Source organism: Streptomyces sp. NPDC048361, assembly GCF_040651795.1.
Lineage (GTDB): Bacteria > Actinomycetota > Actinomycetes > Streptomycetales > Streptomycetaceae > Streptomyces.
On record NZ_JBEZKW010000004.1, the window covers coordinates 77,909 to 102,809 of the forward strand.

General features: G+C 70.1%; 25 protein-coding genes and 1 pseudogene. 15 read left to right on the top strand and 11 right to left on the bottom strand.

Translation table 11 applies throughout. From position 1 onward, the window contains the following. Nucleotides 1-24 precede the first annotated feature (24 nt). From AB0D31_RS03570 to AB0D31_RS03600, 7 genes are all read left to right on the top strand, one after another. On the top strand, nucleotides 25-468 hold the full coding sequence (locus tag AB0D31_RS03570; protein ID WP_362716399.1) for a VOC family protein: 444 nt from the start codon (nucleotides 25-27) through the stop codon (nucleotides 466-468). 273 nt (nucleotides 469-741) lie between these two features. Next, nucleotides 742-1,299: a sugar O-acetyltransferase gene (locus tag AB0D31_RS03575; RefSeq protein ID WP_362716401.1), complete on the top strand. Its 558-nt coding sequence runs from the start codon at nucleotides 742-744 to the stop codon at nucleotides 1,297-1,299. Between the two features lie 284 nt (nucleotides 1,300-1,583). Then, nucleotides 1,584-2,522, top strand: coding sequence for an ADP-ribosylglycohydrolase family protein (locus tag AB0D31_RS03580; protein ID WP_362716404.1), 939 nt, complete (start codon nucleotides 1,584-1,586; stop codon nucleotides 2,520-2,522). Between the two features lie 1,153 nt (nucleotides 2,523-3,675). Next, on the top strand, nucleotides 3,676-4,410 hold the full coding sequence (locus AB0D31_RS03585) for a dienelactone hydrolase family protein (protein ID WP_362716407.1): 735 nt from the start codon (nucleotides 3,676-3,678) through the stop codon (nucleotides 4,408-4,410). Nucleotides 4,411-4,894: 484 nt separating this feature from the next. Next, nucleotides 4,895-5,482 carry a carboxymuconolactone decarboxylase family protein gene (locus AB0D31_RS03590; protein ID WP_362716409.1) on the top strand — a complete coding sequence of 196 codons (588 nt, stop codon included), beginning with the start codon at nucleotides 4,895-4,897 and terminating at the stop codon, nucleotides 5,480-5,482. Between the two features lie 198 nt (nucleotides 5,483-5,680). After that, nucleotides 5,681-6,151 (top strand): nuclear transport factor 2 family protein, encoded by a 471-nt coding sequence (locus AB0D31_RS03595; protein ID WP_362716412.1) that lies wholly within the window; start codon nucleotides 5,681-5,683, stop codon nucleotides 6,149-6,151. Nucleotides 6,152-6,606: 455 nt separating this feature from the next. Beyond that, complete coding sequence (locus tag AB0D31_RS03600) at nucleotides 6,607-8,019, top strand: Ig-like domain-containing protein (protein WP_362716415.1); 1,413 nt, start codon at nucleotides 6,607-6,609, stop codon at nucleotides 8,017-8,019. A 155-nt stretch (nucleotides 8,020-8,174) separates the two neighbouring features. Here AB0D31_RS03600 and AB0D31_RS03605 read toward each other — a convergent pair whose 3' ends face one another. The 3 genes from AB0D31_RS03605 to AB0D31_RS03615 are packed head-to-tail and all read right to left on the bottom strand — an operon-like array spanning nucleotide 8,175 to nucleotide 9,243. Next, a complete protein-coding gene (locus AB0D31_RS03605; protein WP_362716417.1) occupies nucleotides 8,175-8,297 on the bottom strand; it encodes a hypothetical protein in 123 nt (40 codons plus the stop codon). Nucleotides 8,298-8,341: 44 nt separating this feature from the next. Next, complete coding sequence (locus AB0D31_RS03610; protein WP_362716420.1) at nucleotides 8,342-8,515, bottom strand: hypothetical protein; 174 nt, start codon at nucleotides 8,513-8,515, stop codon at nucleotides 8,342-8,344. Then, complete coding sequence (locus tag AB0D31_RS03615) at nucleotides 8,512-9,243, bottom strand: GAF and ANTAR domain-containing protein (RefSeq protein ID WP_362716423.1); 732 nt, start codon at nucleotides 9,241-9,243, stop codon at nucleotides 8,512-8,514. Before AB0D31_RS03615 ends, AB0D31_RS03610 begins: the two co-directional genes overlap by 4 nt. 376 nt (nucleotides 9,244-9,619) lie before the next feature. Here AB0D31_RS03615 and AB0D31_RS03620 point away from each other — a divergent pair, with 376 nt between their 5' ends. Continuing rightward, entirely contained in the window at nucleotides 9,620-10,093 is a 474-nt protein-coding gene (locus AB0D31_RS03620) for an anti-sigma factor antagonist (protein WP_362716425.1), read from the top strand. A 420-nt stretch (nucleotides 10,094-10,513) separates the two neighbouring features. Beyond that, a complete protein-coding gene (locus tag AB0D31_RS03625; protein ID WP_362716694.1) occupies nucleotides 10,514-11,113 on the top strand; it encodes a class I SAM-dependent methyltransferase in 600 nt (199 codons plus the stop codon). A gap of 208 nt (nucleotides 11,114-11,321) precedes the next feature. Here AB0D31_RS03625 and AB0D31_RS03630 read toward each other — a convergent pair whose 3' ends face one another. After that, nucleotides 11,322-12,167 (bottom strand): glycoside hydrolase domain-containing protein, encoded by an 846-nt coding sequence (locus tag AB0D31_RS03630; RefSeq protein WP_362716428.1) that lies wholly within the window; start codon nucleotides 12,165-12,167, stop codon nucleotides 11,322-11,324. 512 nt (nucleotides 12,168-12,679) lie between these two features. On the opposite strand from AB0D31_RS03630, the gene AB0D31_RS03635 reads away from it, so the two are divergent. Continuing rightward, a complete protein-coding gene (locus tag AB0D31_RS03635) occupies nucleotides 12,680-13,354 on the top strand; it encodes an LAETG motif-containing sortase-dependent surface protein (protein ID WP_362716430.1) in 675 nt (224 codons plus the stop codon). An 82-nt stretch (nucleotides 13,355-13,436) separates the two neighbouring features. On the opposite strand, the pseudogene AB0D31_RS03640 reads toward AB0D31_RS03635, so the two are convergent. The 5 genes and pseudogenes from AB0D31_RS03640 to AB0D31_RS03660 form a co-directional block, all read right to left on the bottom strand. Beyond that, nucleotides 13,437-13,631: pseudogene (locus AB0D31_RS03640) on the bottom strand (VOC family protein); the annotation flags it as partial. 58 nt (nucleotides 13,632-13,689) lie between these two features. Continuing rightward, on the bottom strand, nucleotides 13,690-14,352 hold the full coding sequence (locus tag AB0D31_RS03645) for a response regulator transcription factor (protein ID WP_362716433.1): 663 nt from the start codon (nucleotides 14,350-14,352) through the stop codon (nucleotides 13,690-13,692). Continuing rightward, nucleotides 14,349-15,578 (bottom strand): histidine kinase, encoded by a 1,230-nt coding sequence (locus AB0D31_RS03650; RefSeq protein ID WP_362716436.1) that lies wholly within the window; start codon nucleotides 15,576-15,578, stop codon nucleotides 14,349-14,351. The genes AB0D31_RS03645 and AB0D31_RS03650 overlap by 4 nt, the downstream gene beginning before the upstream one ends. Before the next feature lie 91 nt (nucleotides 15,579-15,669). After that, complete coding sequence (locus tag AB0D31_RS03655) at nucleotides 15,670-16,485, bottom strand: ABC transporter permease (RefSeq protein ID WP_362716439.1); 816 nt, start codon at nucleotides 16,483-16,485, stop codon at nucleotides 15,670-15,672. Next, the gene (locus tag AB0D31_RS03660; protein WP_362716442.1) at nucleotides 16,482-17,426 is read right to left on the bottom strand and encodes an ATP-binding cassette domain-containing protein; all 945 of its coding nucleotides are present in this window, start codon (nucleotides 17,424-17,426) and stop codon (nucleotides 16,482-16,484) included. Before AB0D31_RS03660 ends, AB0D31_RS03655 begins: the two co-directional genes overlap by 4 nt. Nucleotides 17,427-17,794: 368 nt before the next feature. Here AB0D31_RS03660 and AB0D31_RS03665 point away from each other — a divergent pair, with 368 nt between their 5' ends. From AB0D31_RS03665 to AB0D31_RS03685, 5 genes are all read left to right on the top strand, one after another. Continuing rightward, nucleotides 17,795-19,042 carry a UDP-N-acetylglucosamine--N-acetylglucosamine transferase gene (locus AB0D31_RS03665; protein WP_362716445.1) on the top strand — a complete coding sequence of 416 codons (1,248 nt, stop codon included), beginning with the start codon at nucleotides 17,795-17,797 and terminating at the stop codon, nucleotides 19,040-19,042. Then, entirely contained in the window at nucleotides 19,039-19,788 is a 750-nt protein-coding gene (locus AB0D31_RS03670; RefSeq protein ID WP_362716448.1) for a polysaccharide deacetylase family protein, read from the top strand. The genes AB0D31_RS03665 and AB0D31_RS03670 overlap by 4 nt, the downstream gene beginning before the upstream one ends. 57 nt (nucleotides 19,789-19,845) lie before the next feature. Further along, nucleotides 19,846-20,229, top strand: a complete 384-nt coding sequence (locus AB0D31_RS03675) for a BlaI/MecI/CopY family transcriptional regulator (RefSeq protein WP_362716451.1) — start codon at nucleotides 19,846-19,848, stop codon at nucleotides 20,227-20,229. A gap of 3 nt (nucleotides 20,230-20,232) precedes the next feature. Continuing rightward, a complete protein-coding gene (locus AB0D31_RS03680) occupies nucleotides 20,233-21,294 on the top strand; it encodes a M56 family metallopeptidase (protein ID WP_362716454.1) in 1,062 nt (353 codons plus the stop codon). 246 nt (nucleotides 21,295-21,540) lie between these two features. Further along, complete coding sequence (locus AB0D31_RS03685; RefSeq protein WP_362716457.1) at nucleotides 21,541-22,107, top strand: dihydrofolate reductase family protein; 567 nt, start codon at nucleotides 21,541-21,543, stop codon at nucleotides 22,105-22,107. A 199-nt stretch (nucleotides 22,108-22,306) separates the two neighbouring features. Here the strand turns inward: AB0D31_RS03685 and AB0D31_RS03690 are convergent, their stop codons facing one another. Both AB0D31_RS03690 and AB0D31_RS03695 read right to left on the bottom strand, forming a co-directional pair. Next, nucleotides 22,307-23,242: a hypothetical protein gene (locus tag AB0D31_RS03690; protein ID WP_362716460.1), complete on the bottom strand. Its 936-nt coding sequence runs from the start codon at nucleotides 23,240-23,242 to the stop codon at nucleotides 22,307-22,309. Between the two features lie 271 nt (nucleotides 23,243-23,513). Further along, entirely contained in the window at nucleotides 23,514-24,758 is a 1,245-nt protein-coding gene (locus tag AB0D31_RS03695) for a serine hydrolase domain-containing protein (protein WP_362716463.1), read from the bottom strand. Nucleotides 24,759-24,901 lie beyond the last annotated feature (143 nt).

Consider the following 24,901-nt stretch of genomic DNA (forward strand, 5'->3'; position numbering starts at 1 on the left):
AACCGCGCACCAGGGAGCAACGCCATGATCAAGGGACTGACCATCTCCACCATCTGGGTCCTTGACCAGGATCGTGCCAAGGACTTCTACACCGACAAGCTGGGACTGGAGGTCCGCACGGACATGACCATGGGAGAGGGCGGCTCGCGCTTTCTGACGGTCGGTGCCAAGGATCAGCCCGAGGTCGAGCTCAATTTGATGGTGCCGGGCGCCCCCGCCATGGACTTCGAGTCCGCCGAAGCCATGAAGAAGCTGATCGCGAAGGGGGTGCTCGGCGCGGGCGTTCTGGCCACGGACGACATTCACGGCGACTACGCCAAGCTCAAGGCCCACGGGGTGGAGTTCCTCCAGGAACCTCGGGAACGCCCGTACGGGACCGAGGCTATTTTCCGGGACGATTCGGGCAACTGGTTCTCGTTGACCCAGCCCCGCGCCGGCGACCTCGACCTGGGCAAGGACTGGCACTGACGTGGTACTGACCTGATGTCGGAGCGCCCTGGCGGACACACCGCAACAGCGGGGCGACCGACCACACCGGGGACGCACGCAACGGATGGCCCTCTCAACTCGCCTTCTGGCACAGCCCGTTGTGCGCCACCACCACCGCCGTGCGTGTTGGGGGGCATACGCCTCGGCCAGGAGCCCGGGTTCGAACACGCCGGGAGCTACCCGCAGAAGCCGCCTTCCCGCACGCGGCGTTGCATGGCGTACCGTTTCGACAACCGAGCCGGGAGGACACCCGTGGGTGAGAACAAACGCCTGATGCTGGCCGGCGAGTGGTACCTGCCCGACGATCCCGAACTCCTCGCCGACTCCGAGCGCCGCGTCCGGCTGTGCGCCGCCTACGACGCGGCAGTCACAGCACCCGCCGCCGAACGGCACGCGATCCTCACGGAACTGCTCGGCACGGTGGACCCGTCCGTCCGCGTCCGGCCGCCGTTCCGCTGCGATTTCGGCTACAACATCAGTATCGGTGCGAGGACGTTCGTGAACTTCGGCGCGGTATTCCTCGACACCGGAACCATCAGCGTCGGGTCGGATGTCCAGATCGGGCCGAACGTACAACTCCTCACCCCGACGCACGAGTTGGATGCGGTGCGAAGGCGGGCGGGATGGGAGAAGGCCCTGCCCGTGACCATCGGAGACAACGTGTGGCTGGGCGGCGGGGTGATCGTTTGCCCCGGCGTGAGCATCGGTGCGAACACGGTGGTGGGTGCGGGCGCCGTCGTCGCTCGCACCTTGCCGCCAGGCGTGCTCGCGGTCGGCAATCCAGCCCGGGTGGTACGGGAACTGACCTGAGGGGCGCGGGCCCGGGCGCCGCGTATGTCCAGCACAGCCGTACCGCCGTGCAGCTGTGCACCATCCGCACCCGCGCGCCCGACGAGGACGCGGCCGGTTACCCCCGCCTGCTCGACGAGTACGGATGACCATGTCCAGTGACGGGGCGAGTTGAGGGCGGGTCAGGGTGGATCGAGGACGGGTCCAGTTGGCAACGCACAGGCCGTGTCATGAGCTGGTACGTGTGCGGCCCACAGGTCACCCGGGCCGCGCGGCCGTCGGTGCGCCACGGATAGCCTGCGCGAATGAAACGGATTCAGCGGGCCGCCGGCGCGATCGTCGGCTCAGCGGTGGGTGATGCTCTGGGCGGGCCTTTCGAGTTCAGTCTTCGGGGGGCGTTCTCCGCCCGATTCCCCACGCCCGGCGCTGGCGGCGAGATGTGCGGAGGCGGTGGCTGGGACCCCGGCGAGGCCACTGACGACACGCAGATGGCCGTCCTGGTCGCGGAGTCCCTGTTGGACCGGGGCGGACTGGATCTGCCGGACATTTTTGGCCGCTTCCAACGGTGGGCTGTGTCAGATCCCAAGGACATCGGCCTGCAGACCGAGGACGTCCTCACCAACGGCATGCCCTGGGACCTCGCCGCCGCGCTCCATTTCCAGGTCAACCAACGAGCAGCCGGAAACGGCTCTTTGATGCGGGCCTCGACCTCCGCGGTCCATTTCGCGGCCGCCGGTCAGGAAGCCACCATGAATGCGGCCCGCCGCATCGCCGCTCTCACCCATGGAGACCGCGCGGCCTGGGAAGGCACCGCGATCTTCCACGAACTCATCCGCGTCACGTTCGAGGACACCGATCCCCTCACCGCGCTCCCGGACGTCCTGGCTCTCGTCCACCCCGACCACCGCGACCGGTACACCACCGTGCTCTCGCCCCACTGGCACCCCGATGAGGCAACCGAGTTCAACGGCGCCGTCTGGCCGTGCCTGGGTTCCGCGGTATGGGCCCTGCGCACCACCACCAGCTTCGAAGCCGCGATACGGGCCGCGATCGACCTCGGCGGTGACACGGACACCGTTGCCGCGGTGACCGGGGGTCTCGCGGGGGCGTACTACGGACTGGACGCGATCCCCGCGCACTGGAGCCTGCCCCTCCATGTTCCCCTGCCAGGCTTCGACGGACGCGTGCTGCGCCGGGCCGACCTCCTTCATCTCGCACAGCGCCTCGCAGAGGGCCACGGATAGCCGGCTCAGCCGCATCCGTTCGGCGCCGACCGCGCTCGGCGCCCCGCGCGGTCCGGCCGCACTATCGACTCCCAACTCGGCTGCGCCCCTGGGGCCGTTGCCCAGTCCGGGTGCGGCTGCAACCAGTGCGACCGTCGGCCCGTCTTGCTTGCTATTCGAGCCGCTACGAAAGGCGCACCAGTGCACCGTGCCACCGCCACCATCCTCACGGCGACCGCCGTCGCCGCCCTCGCACTCACCGGCTGCGGCAGCGATCAGGGGGCATCCAACAACGCTCCGCCGTGCCCGACTCCGGTCCGCACCAATGGTGGCGATCTCGTCCCGCCCGGCGTCCGACCGTGCCTCCTGTCGGGCCCGGGCGCGACCGCGAGACCAACGCCCGGCCGCACCACCAGCACCCGTCCGACATCCAGCCCCTCGCAGGGAGCCGGCGGGAGAACTGGAGCATCCAGCACCAAGAGCGCAAGCAGACCCAAGACCGCGCCCCCTGCCAAGGCACCCGCCACCCGCTCGAAGCCGAAAGCCCCCGCCGCCCCGCCCCGCGCCCGCCGCTGATCCATCCCCCGCACCGGAGACCACCCGGGCGGCCCGGGCTCTCTCCCCCATGGCGAAGCCCCGCCAACACCTCGGGATACGCCCCCCACATCTCGAACCGAAGCCGCAGGCCCCGAGCGAGCCGGACGTCACGGTGGAGGGGAGGTGTTCACCCCCGCCATTCGTCCACGGACTACGCGGGCTCCAACGGCTCCACGAGCCAAACGAGCCCCACGATTACGGGCGTGCCCCGGCTCCCGAGGCAACAGCAACAGCAACAGCGCGCAGGACACGCGAGTGCGGACACCCGCATCCGCTCCTCACCCGAGCCACGTCAGGAACCGCATATGCTCCTCACCGCAACCGCCCGACCACCGGGAAGGATGGTGGCCGGCCGGGCTGCAGGACGACCCGTGGATCGGACGACAAGGTGCACTGGGACTTCACCGGAGACATCGCGCCACGCACGGCTCGGTGTCCCGGTGCTCTGCTGAGCGCTGTGCGGGCAGGTGCCGGCCCGCCGCTGGATCAAGGATCTGCCACTACTGCGCGAGATCCGCCTCCGTCGTGTTGACCACGAACTCACGGGCTCGACACACCAACCACGACAGGAGTTCTCATGCCCACCAAGTCTCTGCAGATTCCGACCGCCGATGGCCAGTCCGACGCGTTCGCCGCCTTCCCCGACGGGGGTGGCCGGCACCCTGGGGTGCTGATGTACGCGGACGGCTTCGGCATCCGGCCCGTGCTGCGCGCAATGGCCCTCGAACTGGCCGAGCACGGGTACTACGTGCTGGTGCCCAATTTCTTCTACCGGCACGGCCCCACACCGGTGATCGAGCTCCCCGAGTACATCGGAGCCGAGGAGCGCCCCGCGGTCTTCGCCCAGCTGATGCCCATGATCCAGACGCACACCGCGGAACGTACGGTGCGCGACGCAGACGCCTATCTCCGTTTCCTCACCGCGCAGCCCGAGGTCGCCGCCGGTCCGGTGGCGGTGACCGGCTACTGCATCGGCGGCCTCCTCGCGGTACGCACCGCCGCGGCCCACCCCAGCCAAGTGGCCGCCGTCGCCGCGTTCCACGCCCCCGTGAGTGCCGACGGGAGTGATCCCTTCGCCCAACTCGCCGCCCCCGTGCACTTCGGTCACGCCGCAAGCGACCTGACGCCCGAGGCTCTCGAAGAGCTCAACCACACTCTCGATTCGGCGGGCGTCGACTACACCTCCGAGATCTACCCCGCCAGCGCGCACGGCTTCACCATGGCCGACACAGACGCCTTCAACTCCGCCGCCCTACAGCTGCATTGGGACCGTCTGCTGCCTCTCCTGCGCCGCACCCTGACCAACGACTGAGGCTCGGCGCTCGGGGCCGGGTGAGCGCGGTCCGGGACTGCCTCGCCCGGCACCAGGGGTCAACTCCCCGCCGGGATACCGCCCCGGGAGCGACCACACCCAAACGCGGCGCTCGGGAGGCGTTCCGCGCACGGGCCGCAGTCATCACGTCGTGCAGCCGAAATGAGCCTCGCCCCCTTCACAGCCGGAGCCCCGAAGCCGGCGCCCACGCCTACCGGCGCTCAGGAACAGCCTTCGGTGTCCTGCGCACTCATCTCGCCAACCGCAGGCCCGGCCTGGGCAGCCGCGACACTGCTCCTCGCCGCCGTCGTCGTTCACACCAACGGCGAGCTCTGGCGCTCGGCAGCAGGCTTCGAGGTCCCCTTCGCCCTCGCTCCCGGCCATGCCACGGGCCAGCGCGGGGCTGGCGCTTCGGAATCAGAAACACTACGCTCCCCGAGAGCGCTTCTAACTTCGAAGCATCGCCCAGCAGGAGGTCGCCGTCATGGCCACCCGGATCCCACCGCTAACGGTCCCGTATCCCGGACAGGCCGCGGCAGTACTGCAGCGCATGATGCCCGGCGGAGAAGAGCCCATCGCCCTCTTCCGCACCTACGCCCATAACCTTCCCCTCGCCGAGGCCTTGCACAGCTGGGGCTCCTACCAGCTCAGCCGCCGACTCAGTCTCGACCTGCGAGACCGGGAACTCGTCATCGACCGTACCTGCGCACGGTGCGGCTGCGAGTACGAATGGGGCGTCCACATCGCCCTGTTCGCCGACCGCGCCGGACTGACCCCCCACCAGATCGCCTCCCTGACCCATGGATCCAGCGTCGACCCCTGTTGGAGCGACGAGCGCGACCGACTCCTCCTCGACACCGCCGACGCCCTGCACGACGGCAACGACATCGACGACGAGCTGTGGGCTCGCCTCAGCGCCCACTTCAGCCCCGAACAGATCCTCGATCTGCTCATGCTGTGCGGCTGGTACCACGCCATCAGCTTCACCGCCCGCGCCACCCGGCTCCCACCGGAGCCGGGCGCACCGCGGTTCGGCGATTTCCACACGCCCGGCACGCGGGCCGGCTGCTGATGCGCGTACGCGGCCAAACCGCACCCCGCGCTCGCAGCAGCACCCGCCGCACCCGCCGGCGCACCCCCGCACTTCCGCACCCCGCCCCCCAGTCCCCAGTCCGCAGCCCGCAGCCCGCAGCCCGCAGCCCGCAGCCGCGAGTAACGCGGCGTCCGATTGCCGCCAGCAAGGACCCACCGCGCCAGCCATGCTGACGGCATGACGATGTCACCACACCCTCGGTCGGCAACCGTTCTCACCGGCATGTACGCAGCTGAAGCGGCCTACCTGGAGGCAGGAGGTCCCGGCGAGGTCTCGTTCGACCTGCTGGCTCCGTTCTTCGCGCCGGACGTCCGGTTGCACCAAGCGGACGCGCTGCCCTACGGCGGCGTTTGGCGCGGGCACAACGGCATGGCGCAGTTCTTCCTCAAGATGGGAAAGGTGTGGGAGTCGTTCGCCATGGTGGAGCAGGAGTTCCTTGCCACGGGTGAGACCGCGGTGGTCCTCACCCAGGTCCGTGCTCGCGCTCGCGCGACCGGCCGCGAACTCGACTTCCCTATCCTGCAAACCATCAGCGTCAAGGACGGGCGGATAACCGAGGTTCGCCCGTTCTACTGGGACACGCAGGCAATCGCCGACGCCTGCACCGTTCCGACACCGGCGGCCGAAGCACGTGCGACGGCAGACTGACGACGACGGCAGACCGCCCCGTACCCGCCCCCACACCCGCCGATTGCGGAATGAGCCCGCCCGCCGGTCGAGGACTGGGCCATGCAGAAGAGGGGCGATAGTTCGAGCGATAGTTCGTAAGAACAAATCGGATGGCCGTGTTCCCGCGGACGACTTCCACCCCGAGCTGGACCTCCTCGCCTCACGCGGCTGGCTCACCGACCCCGCCGGCGCCCCCGGGTGCGGCCGTGGTGGCGACCGCGGCGGCCCGGGTGCAGTAAGGCCGGGTAAGGCCGTAGTCACCGACCCTTCCGTCCCCCGGGCGTTGATGCAACCGGGCGGTCCGCTGCACCCGTTCGGGGTCATCGCCGACGGCGCGGTCATATGATCTTCCCCGAGGTCTGCTCTGATGACGCCACCCCGCTGTCGATGTCTGGGAGGGCTGCACGGTGAGACCCCGGGTCAGGAACTGGAGCATGGCGCTCGCCGCGGCAAGTGCCATGACGTTGGCCGCCGCGGCGCCCAGGCCTCTGTCATCAGACCCTGCTGCCGCGACCGTCCCCGTTCTGGCGGACACGGCGCTGGAGGCCGTGGTGGGCAAGAAGCCCACTGGCGGACGGTGCTCCGGAAGCTGCCCCGTCGGCTCGTGCGCGACCGCGGGCTTCTGGGACGAGAACCGTCTGCAGGCGACAGATGCGAGGGACGACACCGACCGGCGTCAACTGCTCATCCGGCGAACCGACTTGGGCCCGGCCGGGCGACCCGGCTCCGCTACGGAAACCAGGACGTCGTCGGCCGACCCGGCCGATGCCCTGACCGTGAGGCTGACGGCGGACGGCCGGCTCACGGACGTGAGCGTCACCGACGCCATGGGAAGACACGTGGCCGGCCGGATCAGCGACGACGGCTCCTGCTGGCACACCACGGCGCCGCTGCGCGCCGGCACCCACTACCGGATCCGAGCCACGGCCGAGGACCAGGACGGCACCCCGGGACAGGCTGGTTGGGCCTTGGCGACCGCGCAGCCACCACCGGGCAGCCGCCTCACCGCGACCTTCGGCCCCACGGCCGGGGTCTATGGGGTGGGGCAGCCCGTCGTCGCCGAGCTGTCCCGGCCCGTCCCGGGCGACGACGCCCAGGCGCGACGGCTCGTCGAACGGTCGCTCCAGGTCACCTCCCAGCCCGCCGTGCGGGGCGCCTGGCACTGGGTGGACGACAGCACGCTGCACTACCGGCCCCAGACGTACTGGCCCGCCCACGCCACGATCCAGGTCCGCAGCGGCCTCGACCGCGTACACGTGACCAACACGCTGTACGGCGGCCCCTCACAGCCGCTCACCCTCGCCACCGGGGACCGGGTCGAAGCCGTCACCGACGTCGCGGCACACGAGATGACCGTCAAGCGCAACGGCCGCACGGTCCGAACGATCCCCGTGACCACCGGCAAGCAGGGCTTCCGCACCCGCGCGGGTATCAAGGTGGTCCTCGGCAAGGAGCGCACGGTACGCATGCGGGGCGACTCCATTGGCATCGCCCGCGGCACCAGCGACTTCTACGACCTGCCCGTCTCCTACGCCACCCGCCTCACCTGGAGCGGCGAGTACGTCCACGCCGCGCCCTGGTCCCTCGAAGCCCAGGGCGCCGAGAATGTCAGCCACGGCTGCACCGGCATGTCAACGGACGACGCCGCGTGGTTCTTCAACACCGTCCGCCCCGGCGACATCGTCGATGTCGTCCACGGCTACGGAGCCCCCATGACCGTCTTCGACAACGGGTACGGCGACTGGAACCTGACCTGGAAGCAGTGGCGTACGGGCAGTTCGCTGGCCGCCGCCTCCTACCACCCGACCAACTCCATGGCCCCCGCGCGCCTGCGCCCCGCGACGTGAACGTGCTCTCGCGCCAGACGTCCCAAGACCCCGCCTCTGCTGTGAGAGCGACAGGTCGCCCCAAGGGTCCTGCCCCCGGGGGCCGTTCATGCTAAGTCGACTCGGAGTAGGGGCACGACGGAGTCAACTTCCTTGGACCGGCTGGTGTGGAACCGTCAGTTATAGATTGCCGCTATCTGGTCGGCGAGCGATTCCAGGTAGGCCGCTGTCCGGCCGGTGAGGGGCTTGCCGGCGAAGACCGGCCTGTTGAGGGCGAGCTCCTCGAACTCGGCTGCCAACTCGTGATCGCGAAGCGCCGCATCAAGCCCACTCCGGTGTGCGCCTAATGCGCCGCACTTGCGCCCTGTGCGCCCTGGCGCGGCCGTGGAAGGTGGTCGGGCAGGTCGGTGAGCCGTTCGATGCGGAGCATCGTCTCGTCTGCCGTCGGCGAGGGTCCACCTGTGACGAAGTCGATGCCACGGTCCAGCCAGATGCCGGCGAGCCCTGCGAGGCTCAAGGGCGGGGGTGCAGCGTTTCTCCGTCCGGCGGTGGGGCTCCGGTGATGTTGGTGAGCAGGTCGGTGCACAGGTCGCGGAGTTTGATGTTGCGGTGTTGCGAAGCGGTGCGCAAGATCGCGAACGCTTCCTCTGCCGTGCAGCGCTGCTGGCCCATGATGACGCCGATGGCCTGGTCGATGACGCTGCGCGAGACGAGCGCCGCCTGGAGGTCGGCGGCGAAGGTGCGGGCGTCCGCGATGCGATGGGCGAGCTCGATGGCCCCGGTCGCCTGGGAGGCGAGATTGCGCAGGTCCGTCAGGTCGGCCGCCTCGAAGGCGCTCGGCTTGGGGGCGTAAAGGTTGAGGGCGCCGGAGGTGTCCGTGTGGGCCGCGATCGGCAAGGACATGGAGGACCGGGTGCCAAGGGCGGCTGCGTGGGCGGGGTAGGGGCCCCAGCGGGTTTCGCTGAGCATGTCGGTGACAGCCACCTCCTCGCCTGTCCGCAGGGACTGCAAACAGGGGCCGTCGTCCTGTCCGTACTGGGCTTCGTCCAGCTCGGGGGCGTCGTGGCCGGCGCTGACGACCGTGGTGGGGCGGCCCTGGCGCTCCAGGGTGATGCCACAGCCCTCGGCCTCCGGGGCCAGCGCCAGCGCACATTCGGCCAACGCCTGCAGGAAGGTGTCGAGGGAAGTGGTGTCCAACAGGAGCGAGGTCACATCCGGCAGGCCGGGCGTGGGGACGCCAGTCATGATCGCTTCCGTTCCGGGCAGAGCCCGCGAGTGGCCGGTGTCAGGTGCCGCCGGGGCCCGCGGTCCAGTCCGAAGGGGTATCTCCAGCGCGATCGGCCGCCGCCGCTGATGACGGATCCGGACGGCGACGTCCTGTTTCCACTATGCGCCCCCGAGCCCAGGGGGGCCGCGCAGACGCCCCGCCCCGCCCCGCCCCGGCCCGCCCCGGCCCGCCCCGGCCCGCCCCGGCCATGATCCGCCAGACACCCCGTAGCTCCGGTCCGTAGCGCCAAGCAGCTCAGGCCGGCTCCAGCGGCCGGCCGAGCGGCTTCTGGCAAGATGGAGCCGCGGGTTAGGAAGCGGCCCCTTGTTTTGTGCTGCTTTCACGGAGAAACCGATGTCCGGCCTGCCCTACACCTTCCGTCTTGACGATCACCGTTTGATCATTGAGTTGCACGAGGTCATCGACTCCGACAACTCGGGCCCCGTCGAGGACGGGCTGTGCGCCCTCCTGCCCCATCCCGGTGCCGCATGCGTCGTCGTGGACATCCACGTCGCTGTCGTCACCGCCGCCAACCTCCACCTGCTCCTGAGGCTGCGTCAGGTCGTCGAGCGGAACGGCATGCTCCTGTTCGTCGTCGCGCGCCAACCGTCGGCGCGCAAGGTCTTCCGCATCACCCATTTGGAACGAACCCTGCGTGTGACCGCCTCCCTCTCCCGAGCCCGCGGTGCCACCCGCCGACCCGCCGGCGACAGGCACTCCACTCCGGGAGGCGCGGCCGGCCCTGCTCGACCTGGAACCCCGCCGATCGGATACCTCCACAAGTTGCTTCACTCGCTCGTGGGCCGGATCTTCAATCGCCTCGGATAGAGCACCTGTTGACCCACAGTGGCCCCCAAGTGGTGGGGCGGGTCGGGCACGGCATCTCCGTAATGTCTCCGCGCTCAGCCGATACGTCCAACTAATTCCCTGTCTCCGCCCGCAAGGGCGTGCGGACAGGGACGATGGGTGGGAACGGCAGGGCGTGCGCGACAAAACGGAGGAGCCGGCGTGAGCGACGACGAAGACCGCGGGCCGGGTCGGGCCAAGGACCGGACTCAGGCCGAGGGCCGTGGTGAGGGCCTGGGCGACAGCCGTGGTGACTACCTGGGAGACATGGGCCAGAGCCAGGGCCACGGCCAGAGCCGGGGCCGGGGCCGGGACGCGAGCCAGTGCCAGGACCTCCAGGACCTCCAGGACCTCCAGGACCTCCAGGACCAGGGTCCGGACCCGGACCAGCCCGCCCGGGCCGTGTTCGATGTGCTGGGCCTCGCCTACGAGAAGGCGTTCGGCGCTTCCGAAACGCACCGGGCGTCGCTCGCCTGGCTGTTGAGCGAGCTTCCCCCCGAAGCACGCGTGTTGGACGTCGGCAGCGGGACAGGCCGCCCCACCGCGGCGGCGCTTGCCGCTGCCGGGCACCAGGTGCTCGGTATCGACGTCTCCCCCGTCATGGTTGAGATCGCCACCCGACAGGTTCCCGGCGCGGAGTTCCGGTGCGCGGACATCCGAACCGTCGTGCTCGGCGACGAGTCGTATGACGCGGTATGCGTGTACTTCTCGCTGCTGCAGATGTCCCGCGAGGAGCAAACGCGCCTCGTGGCCGGGCTCTCCCGCGCGGTGAAGCCCGGTGGCCATATGGCGCTGGCGACCATTCCCGTGGACGCTGAAGGGGTCGAGGTCGTATTCATGGATCAGCCGGTGCGCGCGACGAGTTTCTCCCGTGACGATTTCGTCGCCATGGTCACCGATGCACATCTGACCGTGCAGTCCGAGCACACCTTGGTATTCACCCCGGCGCACCCCGGTGCCGCAGCGGAACCCCACCTGTTCCTGCACTGCCGACGGGATTGAGCATCTGACGCTGCGCGCACCGACTGAGCCGGGGCGGACGAACGAACGCGGCGAGCCGGCGGGGACCGGCTCCAGGCAGATCAGGAGTAGCGGGAGGCGGCGGATGGGTGGCCGTCACGGACGCCCACCCATCGGGACCGGCCCACCTGAACCACTGCGGGCTATCTGGGCCGCCCCGCCCTGCCCGCCTACGGCCCGGTCAGCCGGTTCAGCCCGTGATGGCCACCGGCCCGTCCCACGCGTCACGGTCGACGGTGATGGTGTAACCGCCGCGGGATTCCTTGCTGTTGACCATGTACTGGTGGCCACGGCTGTGGTCCGTGTAGAGGGCCTTCGACCAAGGCCAGTCGCTGGTCGTCGAGTTGACGTTGTCCCACTTCGCGTACCAGAGGTTGCCGGGCAGGTCGGTGCGGTTGGCGGCGGTGGCGATGGCCTGCGCACTGGAGGTGCTGAAGCCGTAGTAACCGGCTCGGTAGGTCTTGGCGCGCAGGGTCTTGGTGAAGGCGCGGACGTAGGACAGGACCGCGTTGTTGCAGGAAACGTTTTTGGTGTCGTACGGCTCCATGTCGAGGTAGATCGCGCTGCCCTGCTTCATGCCGAGCGCCGACGCCTTGGCCGCCGCGTCCGCGCCGTCGGTGGCGCCCAGGGAGGAGGCGTTGGAGGCGGTCATCTTCTCGGGGTTGGAGCCGGTCTGGCACGACGGCTGCGCACCCACGTACAGGGGGACGAGCTTCCAGCCCTGGGCGGTGACCGTCTTCACCCAGGGTGCGGTGAGGTTGGGCTGGGAGCAACCACGGTTCTTGCCGCCGATGTAGACAGCTGCCGCACCGTAGGGCCCGGACTTCCAGGCCTTCATCGCGTTGGCGGAGGGAGCGGTGCAGGTGTCGAAGGCAAGTCCGGTGTACGTCCTCTGCGCGGGCCACACCGTGGCCGCCGATGCGCTCTGCGCGATCATGCCGCCTCCACCGGCGACGGCGACCGCGGCGGCGCCCCAGGCGATGTAGCGGTTTCTCTTGGAGAGTCGGTGCGCGGGCTTGCGCGGCTTGTCGGACATGTGGTCCCCACCCCTTGCTGGCTGTCTCTGGTCTGGATGTACGGCCACCGGAGCCGACCTCAAGCGGCGTGTGCGCCGAACTCCTGCCGTGTGCTGCCCCAGGGGCGCAGCACAGATTAGCCAGAGCGTTTGATTCCGTGAGGTTTCCGTGATCCTCACCAGCACAAGACTTGGCCAAGGCGGAGCAAAGACCGGGCGTCCACACTCCCGGTGGCGGTTGTCCGGCCGGCCTCGAACGACCCTCTGTTGCCGCAGGTCCGGGCGGGACAAAGGGAGGCTACGTCACCCCACTCAGGCCAAATCGGCACCCGGTGTGGCGCGTTGGCTGCTGCGCGGCTATCGCCCTTCGCCTTCCGGAGGCAGGTGCGCCGGCGGACCGCCCGGGTGTAATGATGAGCCGCTCCGATCGGGCTCTCGCCCTCCTCGAAGCCTTCGGCGGGCGTGTGCCCGCTCGCCAATGGGCGCCCGGATCCGGGTGCTTTTCATGGAAACATCTCCTGGGGAGGGACCCCGTGACAACCAAGCGTGCCGTCACCGCTGCCGTCGCGACCGCGACCGCTGCCGTACTCATGTCCGCGCAGAGCGCATACGCCTGCACCATCGGTGACTTCACCGCGAAGGTGACATGTGACACCAGCACCGGTAAGGCGATGTCCGCCATCATCGTCACGGACAAGGACCCCTCCGGCACACCCGCGGACATCAGTGTGCGGATACGGCTGGCAGACGGCTTCGACTCCGAGACGGTGGGCTCCGGGCACATCGCGCACCCCACCGCGGCGGGTGTGAGCACGACCATCCTGGTGCCGTTGATGCAGGGCTACCAGTGGAACATCCACGTGACGGCGGGCAGCATTCACGACGAGCTGTTGACGAACCTGCCGGTCTCCCCGGAGGGCCCCTGCGTGGTCGCTTCCTCGCACCCCTCCAGCACCCCGTCCCACCCGACCCACTCGGCAACGCCGTCCGCCGCCGCGACGCCGACCTCCCCGGCCGCCGCCCCCGGCACCTCCACCTCCCCGGCCCCCTCGGCCGCCTCGTCCTCGCCGGCCGCGGGAACCGGGCTCGCCGAGACCGGAGGCGGCAGCAACACCGCTCTCATCGGCGGGGCGGCCGCCTTGGTGATCACGGCCGGCGCAGGCGTGCTGTTCGCGACGCGACGCCGTACGGGATCCACACGCCACTAACCGCTGGAAGACAGAGCTGTACCTGCCCCGGGGCTTGCCCCCCCGGGGCAGGTATGACACAGCGTCAGGTGCCCGGAGCCGCTTACCGGGGACGACTGTAGGGGCGCGTCATGATCTCCATGTTGTGACCGTCGGGATCCTTGAAGTAGGCGCCGCTGCCGCCGAACAAGTGGTTGATCCGGCCGGGTTCGGTGTGGTTCGGGTCGGCGTAGTAAGTGACTCCGACCGCTTCGAGGCGGGTGATCATGGAGTCGAAGTGGCCGTCCGGGACGAGGAAGTCGCACCCGGCAGGTGATGTGCCACAGAGCACAGATCGGAACGGACGACTGCGTCGACTACCTCGGTCGCACGAGCCGGGTTTCGTAGGCGAACACCACGGCCTGCACCCGGTCGCGGAGTTCCAGCTTGAGCAGGATGCGGTTCAGATGCGTCTTCACCGTCGCTTCGGCCAAGTGCAGTGCGGCGGCGATTTCCGTGTTGGACAGGCCACGGCCGACCTCCGTGAGCACCTCGCGTTCACGGGCGGTCAGCCTGCCGAGCCGGTCGTCGGCTTCGCGACCGGGGCCCGAAGGGAGTTGGTGGGCGAAGTTCTCCAGGAGCAGCCGTGTGATGCGCGGTGCCACGACCGCGTCGTCGGCGGCGACGGAGCGGATGGCGGCGAGCAGTTCCACCGGGAGCGCGTTCTTGAGCAGGAAGCCCGAGGCCCCGGCCCGCAGCCCGGCGAAGGCGTACTCGTCGAGGTCGAACGTGGTCAGGATGAGCACCTTCGAATCCGGGGACTCGGCGACGATGCGCTCGGTCGCCTCGATTCCGTCGGTGCCGGGCATCCGTACATCCATCAGCACGACGTCGGGCCGCAGCTCGTGGGCGAGCCGTGCGGCCTCCGCGCCGTCGCCGGCCTCACCGACCGGCTCCATGTCGGGCTGGGCGTCGAGCACCATCGTGAATGCCATGCGCAGCAGGGGCTCGTCATCGACGAGAAGGACGCGGATGGTCATACGGACTCAGGTTCACTTCCGTTGAGGGCGAGTACGGCGCGGACCTGCCAGCCACCGCCGGGACGAGGGCCTGCCATGAGCGTGCCTCCATAGGCCGCGGCCCGCTCCCGCATCCCGTGCAGTCCGTGACCGTTCGTGAGGGTAACGGGTGAGTCGTTGGTGGGGCCGTCGTCGGTGACGTCGACCGTGATCTCCCGCGAGCCGCAGCTGACGCGTACGGCGGCCGCGGTGCCCAGAGGGGTGTGCTTGAGGGTGTTGGTGAGGGCTTCCTGGACCAGTCGGTAGACGGTGAGCTGCGCGGCGGCGGAAGCGGCTGACGGGTCGCCTTCGATCTCCAGACGGGTGGGCAGCCCGGCGGCACGCACCTGCTCGGCCAGCTGTTCCAGTTCGGCTATGGCCGGCATGGGATGGCGCAGGGCGTCCGGCTCGTCGGCCCGTAGTACGCCGAGGAAGCGCCGCATGTCGGTGATGGCCTGTCGGCCCGTGGTGGAGACCTGACGCATGGCCGTGGTGGCCCGCTCGGGGGTGCGGTCCTGGGCGAAGACCGCGCCGTCGGCGAGTGCGACCATGACCGACAGGTTGTGCGTGACGATGTCGTGCATCTCGCGGGCGATCCGGGAGCGCTCTCCGGCGACGGCGAGCTGCGCCTGCTGGTCCCGCTCGCGTTCCAGTCGCTGGGCCCGCTCTTCCAGGAGGGCCATCTCGGCGCGCCGGCCGCGCATGTTGCTGCCGATGACCGAGGCGGCCACCACCATCGCCGAGAGTGCGATGAACGCCTCGACGGCCCTGTCGTCAGGGGCCCAGCGGATGGCGGCCAGCAGCACCCCGCCTTCCAGGACCCCGATGGCAAGCCGGGTACGCTGCCTGCTCGCGTGCGCGGCCACCGTATAGAGGCCGATGAGCAGGGCGATGTCCGCCGGAAGCCGCAGGTCGGCGAGCCACTGGACGAACGCGACCCCCGCCATGGTCAGGAACACGGCGAACGGCGCCCGTCTGCGCCAGACGAGCGGCAGGACCATGGGCGCCGTGAAGCCGACGATCGTCCACGGGTGGTCGTGCAGCGACCGTCGGGCCATGCCGGTGAGCGCCAGGAAGACGGCCGCCGCGAACAGGGCGTCCACCGCGAGCGGCGACAGCCTGTCACGGGCCCGGAGCCGGGCGTGCCCCGCGAGGGCGCGCCACGACTCGGCCCGGCGCCGCACGGAGGCCACGGGGGTGTACGTCATCGTCCCGCCCGGGGCGGGTGTGAGGGACCGGCGGCGCCGGGGCGCCGCGGTGTCGGTGTGCCCGCGCCGCCGCCGGTCGCCGCCGGCCCCATCAGGCGTCCCGCCGCTTGAGGGCCACTCCCGCCCCGGCCAGCGCGATCAGCGCGTACAGGCAGAAGAATGCGAACCCGGTCCATGGGGCCAGGGTATGCGGCTCCTGGTGGATGTGGATGAGGCCCTGCCCCGCGGTGCTCGGCAGGTACGGGTTGATGTGCTGGAACCACGACGAGGGCAGGGCCTCGGCGAGTACCGGCAGCACGAGCAGTACGCCGAAGACGGTGGCGATGCCGCCCGCCGTGTTGCGGATCAGCGCGCCGAAGGCCACTCCGAGCAGACCCACGACCGTCAGGTAGAGGCCCGCTCCGAGGACCGCCCGCAGCACGCCGGGTGCGCTGAGCGAGGTTCCCAGGTGGTGCCCGGACATCGCGGCCTGGCCCACGAGGAACGCGACGAGCGAGGCGATCGTGGTCAGCACCCACGCCACCACGCCGTACACCAGTGCCTTGGCCCACAGGACGGGCAGCCGGCGGGGTACCGCGGACAGTGAGGCGCGGATCATGCCCGTCGCGTACTCGCCGCTGACGACGAGGACCCCGAGGACACCGACGGCGAGCTGGGCGAGGAAGAACCCGCGCAGGCTGACCAGGGTGGGGTCGAAGTGGGCTTTCTCGTCGGCGGGCAGATGCGCCCAGTGATCAGCCGTGAAGTAGCTGAACAGCAGGCCGAGGCCGATCATCGCGAGGACGGCGGCGAGCAGCGTGAAGAGTGTGGAGCGCAGCGAACGCAGCTTGATCCACTCGGAGTGGATCACCCGGGCCTGCGTCACCTCGCCGCGTGCCGAGGCGGGGATGATGGATGCCGTCGTCATGCCGCACTTCCTTCGCTGCCCGCGGCGACCAGTTCGGGTGCCGGGGCCTGGTACTCCACGGCGTCCTTGGTGAGCTCCATGAACGCTTCTTCGAGCGAGGCCTGCTGCGGGGTGAGTTCGGCCAGCGCGATGGCGTGATCGGCGGCGATGCGCCCTATCCGCTCACTGCTGAGTCCGTTCACTTCCAGGACCCCCGGCTCCTGCGAGCCGACCGTGACGTCGGGACTTTCGAGCAGGGCGCGCAGCTTCTCCGCCTCATCGGTGCGCACGCGGACCAGGTCGCCGGCGGCCTGCGCGGTGAACTCGGCCACCGAGGTGTCGGCGATGAGCCGGCCGCGTCCGATCACGATCAAGTGCTCGGCGGTGAGCGCCATTTCGGACATCAGGTGCGAGGAGACCAGGACGGTACGACCCTCGGCGGCGAGGCCCTTGAGCAGATTGCGGATCCAGAGGATGCCCTCGGGATCGAGGCCGTTGACCGGCTCGTCGAGGATCACCGTCGCCGGGTCGCCCAGCAGCGCGCTGGCGATGCCGAGACGCTGCCCCATACCGAGGGAGAACCCGCCCACCCTCTTTTTCGCGACGGCACGCAGTCCCACCAGGTCGATCACCTCGTCCACCCGGCGGGCCGAGATGCCGGTGGTGGCGGCGAGGGCCAGGAGGTGGTTGTACGCACTGCGCCCGGTGTGGATGGCCCGTGCCTCCAGCATCGCCCCCACCTCGTGCAGCGGTGCCCGGTGCTCGGCGTAGCGCTTGCCGTTCACGACCGCGTGGCCCGAAGTGGGCGCGTCGAGGCCGAGGAGCATCCGCATCGTGGTGGATTTGCCGGCGCCGTTGGGCCCGAGGAATCCGGTGACGATGCCGGGGCGGACCGTGAAACTGAGGTCCGCGACGGCGGTGCGCTCGCCGTAGCGTTTGGTGAGGGAATGGGCTTCGATCATGGAGAGGATCCTTGCGAAAAAAGGCATCGGGGGTCCGGATCGGACGCTCTCCACGCTAGGTCCGGGCCCCGGCCGCCACGACGCCCCACCGGCCGATATCACGGCGTCGGCCGTGCACCCCGGGATGGAACGCACCTACACCCGGAGGTGTACAGGGCCGGCTCCGGGCAAGGGGCGGGACGCTCCGGCCCCGATGTTCTACATCATGTAGTAGGTTCTCGTGGCACTCCCTGCCCTGACCCGCTGTCACGGTTCCCGAGGGAGGCGGTGTTTCGCATGCTTCAGGAGGCTGATCGGCTGTGCTCCGTCATGACATCCCGGGCGATACCAGGCCCCCCGACCCATCCTGCGGCGGCCGGATCACCATCGTGTCCGCGAGCGTGGGCGCGGGACACGACGGCGCCGCCGACGCTCTCGCCCTGCGGCTGGACGCGGCCGGGTTCCAGGTGGACCGGCACGACTTCCTCGACCTGCTGCCGGCCCGGCTCGGCCACATCCTGCGCGGCGGCTACCACCGGCTCCTGACCAGAGCACCCGCCGGATATCAGCGTATCTACGCCGCCACCGAACGCACCGGCTCCCCCGGCCCCGCCATGCGCGCCGTGCTCCGCGGCGCCGAGAGCCGCCTTCTGCGGGCCGTCGGACCGCACTCACGGGCCGTCATATCGACCTATCCACTCGCGAGCCAAGTGCTGGGCGCCCTGCGCCGGAACGGCCGGCTGGGCATCCCCACTCTCACCTATCTCACGGACTTCTCCGTCCACCCTCTGTGGGTCGCCCCCGGCGTCGATGCCCACCTCGCCGCACATCCGGTTCCGGCCGCTCAGGCGACCGCGCTCGGTGCGGCTGCCGTGCGGGTGAGCGGGCCGGTGACCGGGCCGCGTTTCATCGCGGTCGACGAGGGCCGGCGCCGGGACGCCCGGGACCGGTTCGGGCTTCCGCACGACGCCGCGCTCGCCCTGCTGGTCGCGGGATCCTGGGGCGTCGGGTCCGTGCGGGAGTCCGCCGCCGAGATACGTGACTGCGCGGCCGCGGAGCCGGTGATCGTATGCGGGCACAACACGGCGCTGGCCGGGCAGTTGCGCGCCGACGGGTTCCGGTACGTCCATGAGTGGATCGACGACATGCCGCTGCTGATGCGCGCCTGCGACGTCCTCGTCCAGAACGCGGGCGGCCTCACCTCGCTCGAAGCGTTCGCCAGCGGGCTGCCCGTGATGAGTTACCGCTGCATACCGGGGCACGGGCAGACCAATGCGGCCGCCCTCCACGAGGCCGGGCTCGCCGTACGGGTATCGGAGCCGGGAGGTCTCGCCTCCGTCCTTACCGATCTGACCAGAGGAGCGCTCGGGGAGCGGCAGCGCGCGGCCGGGCTCGCTCTCTTCTCGGCGACGCCCGGCCCCGTCGCTGCTGTCGCCGCCGTCGCCGCTGCGACCCGGCCCCAGCCGCACGTACGCAAGAGACCCCACCGCGCTTGGCGCAGAGGCAAGTTGGCGGCCGTCGGCCTGACCGCCACCCTGTCGCTCGGCATCGGCGCGCCGTTCATGCACGCCTTCGCCGCCGACCACGGGCGGCTGCCTCACGTCGCCCACACCTTCTTCGAGAGGTACGAACTGTGACGTCCCGTGCCGCAAGGGCCGCTCTGTCCGTCGCGGCCGGGGCGCTTCCCGCCCTCGCCGCCGCGCACGCGGCACCCGCCGTGTCCGCCATCGGCCCGCTGCGCAACCGCGCCATGCCCGGGCTGTCGGGGCGGGGCCGTCCCGACCACATCGCGCTGACCTTCGACGACGGGCCCGACCACCTTTCCACCCCGCACTTCCTGCGCCTGCTGGACCGCGAAGGGGTGAGGGCGACGTTCTTCCTGCTGGGCTCCATGCTCGCCCGCTCACCCGGGCTCGGCAGAGAGATGGCCGCCGCCGGGCACGAGCTCGGCGTGCACGGCTGGGCCCATCGGCCGCTCGTGCTGCGCGGGCCGCGCTCCACCCGGGACGACCTCGCGCGGGCCTACGACATGATCGGCGAGGTCACCGGGGAGGCGCCCCGCCTGTTCCGGCCCCCGTACGGGGTGATGAGCACCGCAGCTCACCTCGCCTGCCGCAGACTCGGGCTCGCCCCGGTGCTCTGGACTGCCTGGGGCGAGGACTGGCGCAGTCGGGCCACACCGCGCTCGGTCCACGACACCGTGATGGGCTCGCTGCGCGGCGGTGGCACGGTGCTGCTGCACGACTCCGACTGCACGTCCGCCACCGGCTCCTGGCGCACCACCCTGAGCGCTGTACCCGCGCTCCTCGACACCTGGCGGTCCCGGGACTGGCAGACCGGGCCGCTGCGCGACCACGGCTGCGACCGTCTCTACGCCGCGTAGTAGCTTGGGCCCACCCGGTGGCCACCGGGTCGAGCACGGTGACGAAGGGGTGCGAACGTGTCGGACGACGGCGCGGGTACGGCAGGGCGGCGGGCACCGGGTGCACTGGAGAACGAGGTGCTCGCCGTCCTCTGGGCGACCGGGGAGCCCGCGGCCGCCGCCACGGTCCGCGAGCGGGTGGCCGGCGACCCCGCGTACACGACGATCCTGACTATCTTGTCCAGGCTGTACGAGAAGGGCCTGGTCACCCGGGAGCGCGCAGGTCGCGGCTACCTCTACTCGCCCGTGCGCGACGAGGCGGGGCACGCCGCGGCGGGGATGCGGGCGCTGCTCGACAAGGGAGGCGACCGGGCCGCGGTACTCGCCCGGTTCGTGTCCGAACTCGCCACCGAGGACGAAGAGATCCTGGAGCAGTTGCTGCGCGGACACCAGGAGGGCTGAGCGGTGCGCGTCGCCCTCTTCACTCCTCTCATGGTCAGCGTGGTGCTCGCCGTCGCGGCGCCCTGGGCCGGCGGCCGGCTGCCGCCGCGCATGGCCGCCTGGCTGTTGACGCTCGCCTCGCTGGTCGTGGCGGTCGGCACGGCTACCGCTCTGGGCATGATGGCCTTCACGCTCATCGCACAGATCCCGGCCATCGCCGCGGAGGGCGAGTGGTCACCCCGCCTGGTGGCGGCACACACACCGGTCGACTGGCCGGTGGCCGCAGCCTGCACGCTCGTCCTCGCCGGATGCCTGGGTTCGCTCGCTGTCAGTGCTTGGCGGCAGGGCACGATGTGGCTGGCTGCCCGCCGGGAGTCCCGGGCGCTGCCGACCAACGGCGAACTGACGGTGGTCGACGATCCGGTGCCGCACGCTTTCGCACTGCCCGGCTCACCCGGTCGTATCGTCGTCTCGTCCGGGATGCTGCGCGCGCTGTCCGCCGAGGAGCGCACCGCGCTGCTCGCCCATGAGCGGTCCCATCTGCGTCACCGCCATCACCTGTTCCTGCTCACCCTGAACCTCGCGGCGGCACTCCACCCGCTGCTGCGGCCCGTGGCGCGGGCCGGGAGCTTCGCGGTGGAGCGCTGGGCCGACGAAGAGGCAGGCGCTCAGGTGGGCGACCGGACCCTGGTGGCGCGGGCGGTCGCGCGCGCGGCCCTCGCGGCCAAACGCGCCCCGCGCCAGTCGCTCGCCGCGACCGGCGGCCCCGTACCGCAACGCGTGCGGGCGCTGCTTGCTCCCCCGCCGACCCTCCGCCGCGATCTGGTCGTGGCGCACGCCCTGTTGATGCTGGTCTGCTGCACCAGCCTGGTCCTCTCCGCCAGCGACATGGACCAGCTCTTCGACAATTCGGCGCCACGGTCAGCGACTTACGCCGTCGGCACGGTCATCGGTGCGGAATCGGTCAGGGCCCTGATGAACCAAGGCGTTACGGTCCCATGTCGCGAGCACCGTGTTGATCGCCACCACGAGGGCGAACACGGCGGCCCACCCATGCCGGCTGATTGCAGGGTCCGCCGCTCGTGACATGTCTATCTTGCGTGACCTGGGCGTTCTTGGCTGTCTCACGGCATGTCACCCGTGATCAGTCTCAAATCTGTGGCATTTTCTCGCGAGGGCTGGGTCGAGATCGGGCGGCTTGCCCGAGTCGGCCGGGTACACCACGCTGAGCCCCGGGCACGAGGACTACCGGCGAGCCCAGATCGCGCGCCGATGAGTTTCCCGCGCCGCAGTGGTCCATACGCCGGACACCTACGGACGGAAGGCTGGGCCATGCGGAAACTGATCTACGGCATGAACCTGACCCTGGACGGCTACATCGCCGCGGCCGGCGACGACATCGGCTGGAGCGGACCGCCGAGCGACGAGCTGTTCCAGTGGTGGCTCGACCACGAGAAGGCAAGTGGTCTGTCGCTGTATGGGCGCAAGCTGTGGGAGACGATGAGTTCCCACTGGCCGACCGGCGACCAGCAGCCCAACGTCACCCCGGCGGAGATCGAGTTCGCGCGGAACTGGCGGGACACGCCGAAGGTGGTGTTCTCCTCGACGATCGACAAGGTCGACTGGAACACCCGCCTGGTCACCGGCGACGCGATCGCCGAGATCACCCGGCTCAAGGCCGAGGACGGCGGCCCAATGAACATCGGCGGCGCGACACTCGCTGGGGCGGCCATGCGCGCCGGGCTGGTCGACGAGTACGTGATCGCCGCCCATCCGGTCCTGGTCGGCAGCGGCACGCCGTTCTTCGCCCCGCTGGACAGCTGGGTGAACCTGAACCTGGTGGAGACGCGGACGTTTCCCGGCGGCGTGGTCCTGACCAGGTACGAGACGAGGCGCTGAGCAGCAGCACCCACGCGCTAGTCTCACGGTGATGTCGTACACGACATCGGTACGAGACGGCCCGTGAGATTACGACATCAGCCGCGAGACCCTACACCGGTGGCTGCGCGGCAGCTCGGCACAACTGCCCGCCGGCGCAGGGCCGATGACGTGGCAGGGCCGATGACGTACAAGGAGGCGGCGGCTCCGTCTCCTCGCGTCAGGTGGGCTCCCCCAGGTGGCGCAGGGCTCGGCGGAAGTCGTCGAGGGCGAGCCTGAACTCATGGGCGGCGGCATGGAAGGTCGACCGGTCGATCAGGGCCCTGGCCAGGGTGCGCGTTCCGTCTGCCGGGTCGCACTTCGCCAGCCGGCCGGCCAGGTCCACTCCGTCGTGGAACAGGGGGCGGACGTGCTCCGCGAACAAATGGGTGCGGTCCTGCCAGTAGACGGCGGAGCGGATGGTGAGGACCCTTTGCAGCCGGACCAGTTCGGCCAGATGCCGGTCCGGATCCTCGACGGCTCGCGGAGCGAGGGCGTCCACCTCTTCTTGGAGCGCGTGGCGGCTGTCGAAGTAGCGCCGCTTGACATCGGGGGACCACCGCATGGGCACCGCCCCCGAAGACGGACGCGGTTCACCGGGTTCAGGCCGATCGCCTTCGGCGCCGGGGAAGGACAACAGCACTGCCCAGAACGACGCCTGGTAACCACTCCAGGACGTCCGCTCACCAGAATCGGACAATTCCGTCAGCAAGGCGAGCGCCTCTTGCCGTACGCGGGCGGCCTGCTGCCCTCGGCCGTGAGTGCCGAGCATCTGCGCGTACCCGATGAGCGAGTAGAGATGGCTGGCCATCGAACCGCGGTCGTTGGCGGCATCGGCCGCTTCCATGCTGACGAGTGTCTCGAATGCGGCGAGCGCTTCGCCGTACCGGCCGGCGTTGTGGAGAGTGGCGATCCACTCCAGAAGTGACCATGCGAGCGCCCCTCCGGCGGGTCCCGCGGGCAGGATTGCCTCGACCAACTCGGTCAGGGCATCGGCAGCCTCGGCGTACCGGCCTTCCTCGGAAAGGCCTGCAGCCCACTCGCCCAGCCCTTTGGCCACGGGAGCTCCGGACAGTTCGGCCTGTGCGCGGCCAATGGAGAGCATCTCGGCGCGCATGGCGAGCCCTTCGGCGCGTCGACCCGCGGCGTACAGCTGCCTCTGGCACGAGCAAAGGGCCGTACAGAACATCAGCACGGGCAGCTTCGGCCGGGTCGATGGACCGCGCCGCGGCCACGGCCTCCTCGCACAGCGCGAGGCTGTCCGGATGCGGCCTGCCGCGGCCGGCGTCGTAACTCAGACGCTGCAGCGCCTTGGCCAGGAGCGGCAGATACGAGGCGGGACCGACGTGGGCGCCGGCGTCTGGATCACGACACACGGGCCGCTCGTGCTACACGGTGGGGCGGCTGTGTCCGTCAGCCGTGAAGCCGCACAAGGCATGGTCGACGAGAGTGCCCACCGCGCGGTTAAGGGTGGCCAGGTCGGGCGGGGCCGTAGTGGTGGTGAGGGAGACGGTCACGGCGCGGGTGCCGTCCGCGCTCACGGCTGGGCGGGTGTTGACGCCGATCCCGTCGCCCTCATGGGTGTAGTAGAAGCCACCGCAGGAGAGCGGAATCTTGCGCAGTCCGAGGCCGTAGGTACCCGCGGGCATTTCGGCCACGTCGTCCGGGTCGTCGGTGCGCTGGACCGTCTGCCGCATGTCGCGCCACTGCTCGGCGGGGAGCAGTCTGCCGTCGGCCAGGGCACGGAAGAAGGTGTTCAGGTCGGCGGTGGTGCTCACCACACCGGAGTCCGCAGTGTGCTGCAGGCTGTGTTCGGTGACATCGAGGCGCTTGCCGTCCTGGGTGGTGAGGTACGCGTTCACGTGCGGGTCGGGCAGGCGGGGGTCGAGTCCGGGGAGGGAAGTGTGGCGCAGGCCCAGTCTTGCGATCACCCGGTGCTCGATCAGCTCCTGCCAGCTCGCGCCGCCGGCCTTCTCGGCGATCATCGCGGCCAGCAGATAGTTGGTGTTCGAGTACGCCCACCGGGTGCCGCCGGCCGGCTGCGGCAGGAACGCGGGCCGGTGTTTCATCGCAACCGCGACGAGATCGGCCGCCGGGGTGGTGTCGTAACGGTGCTCGTCGAAGTGGTTGATCAGTTGGTCCCGGATCTCCGGGTCGTCGATGTAGTCGAACAGACCGCTGGTCTGGCGGAGCAGGTCGCGGACGGTGATGCGGCTGCCGTCGTTGCCGTTGCCCCTGACGACGCCCGGCAGCCAGTGCTCGACGGTGTCCTCCAGCGACAGCCGTTTCTCCGCGGCCAGTTGGAGGACCACGGTCGCCATGAACGTCTTCGTAGTGCTCGCCGTGCGGAAGTGCGCGTTCCACGGAATGGGCTCAGCGCCGCCGGCCGTTCGGGTGCCGATACGTGCCATCACAGGCGCGCCGTTCGTTGCGTCCACCCTGGCCAGCACGTTCACATCACCGCCGCCGGCTTTGCGTACGGCCGCGAGATCCTGCTGGAGCATGTGCTTGCCGTACACGGTCCTCGCGGCCGCGGAGCCAACGACGGGGGCCGCGACCGCGGGGGAGCTCAGCGCGAGCAACGCGGCGGCCAGTGCGACAGCCTTGACCTTCTTGGACAACGGCATCTGCATGTTCGTATCCCCCGGTGCTCTGAGTCCTGCTCGGTGACGATCACCAGCCAACCGGAACCGGAAGAGCGAAGGCATGGGGCAGCCATCCGATTCCGGGGTGTACCTAGGCCCCCTGACGCGTGGACACCGGTTCGACGACGGCT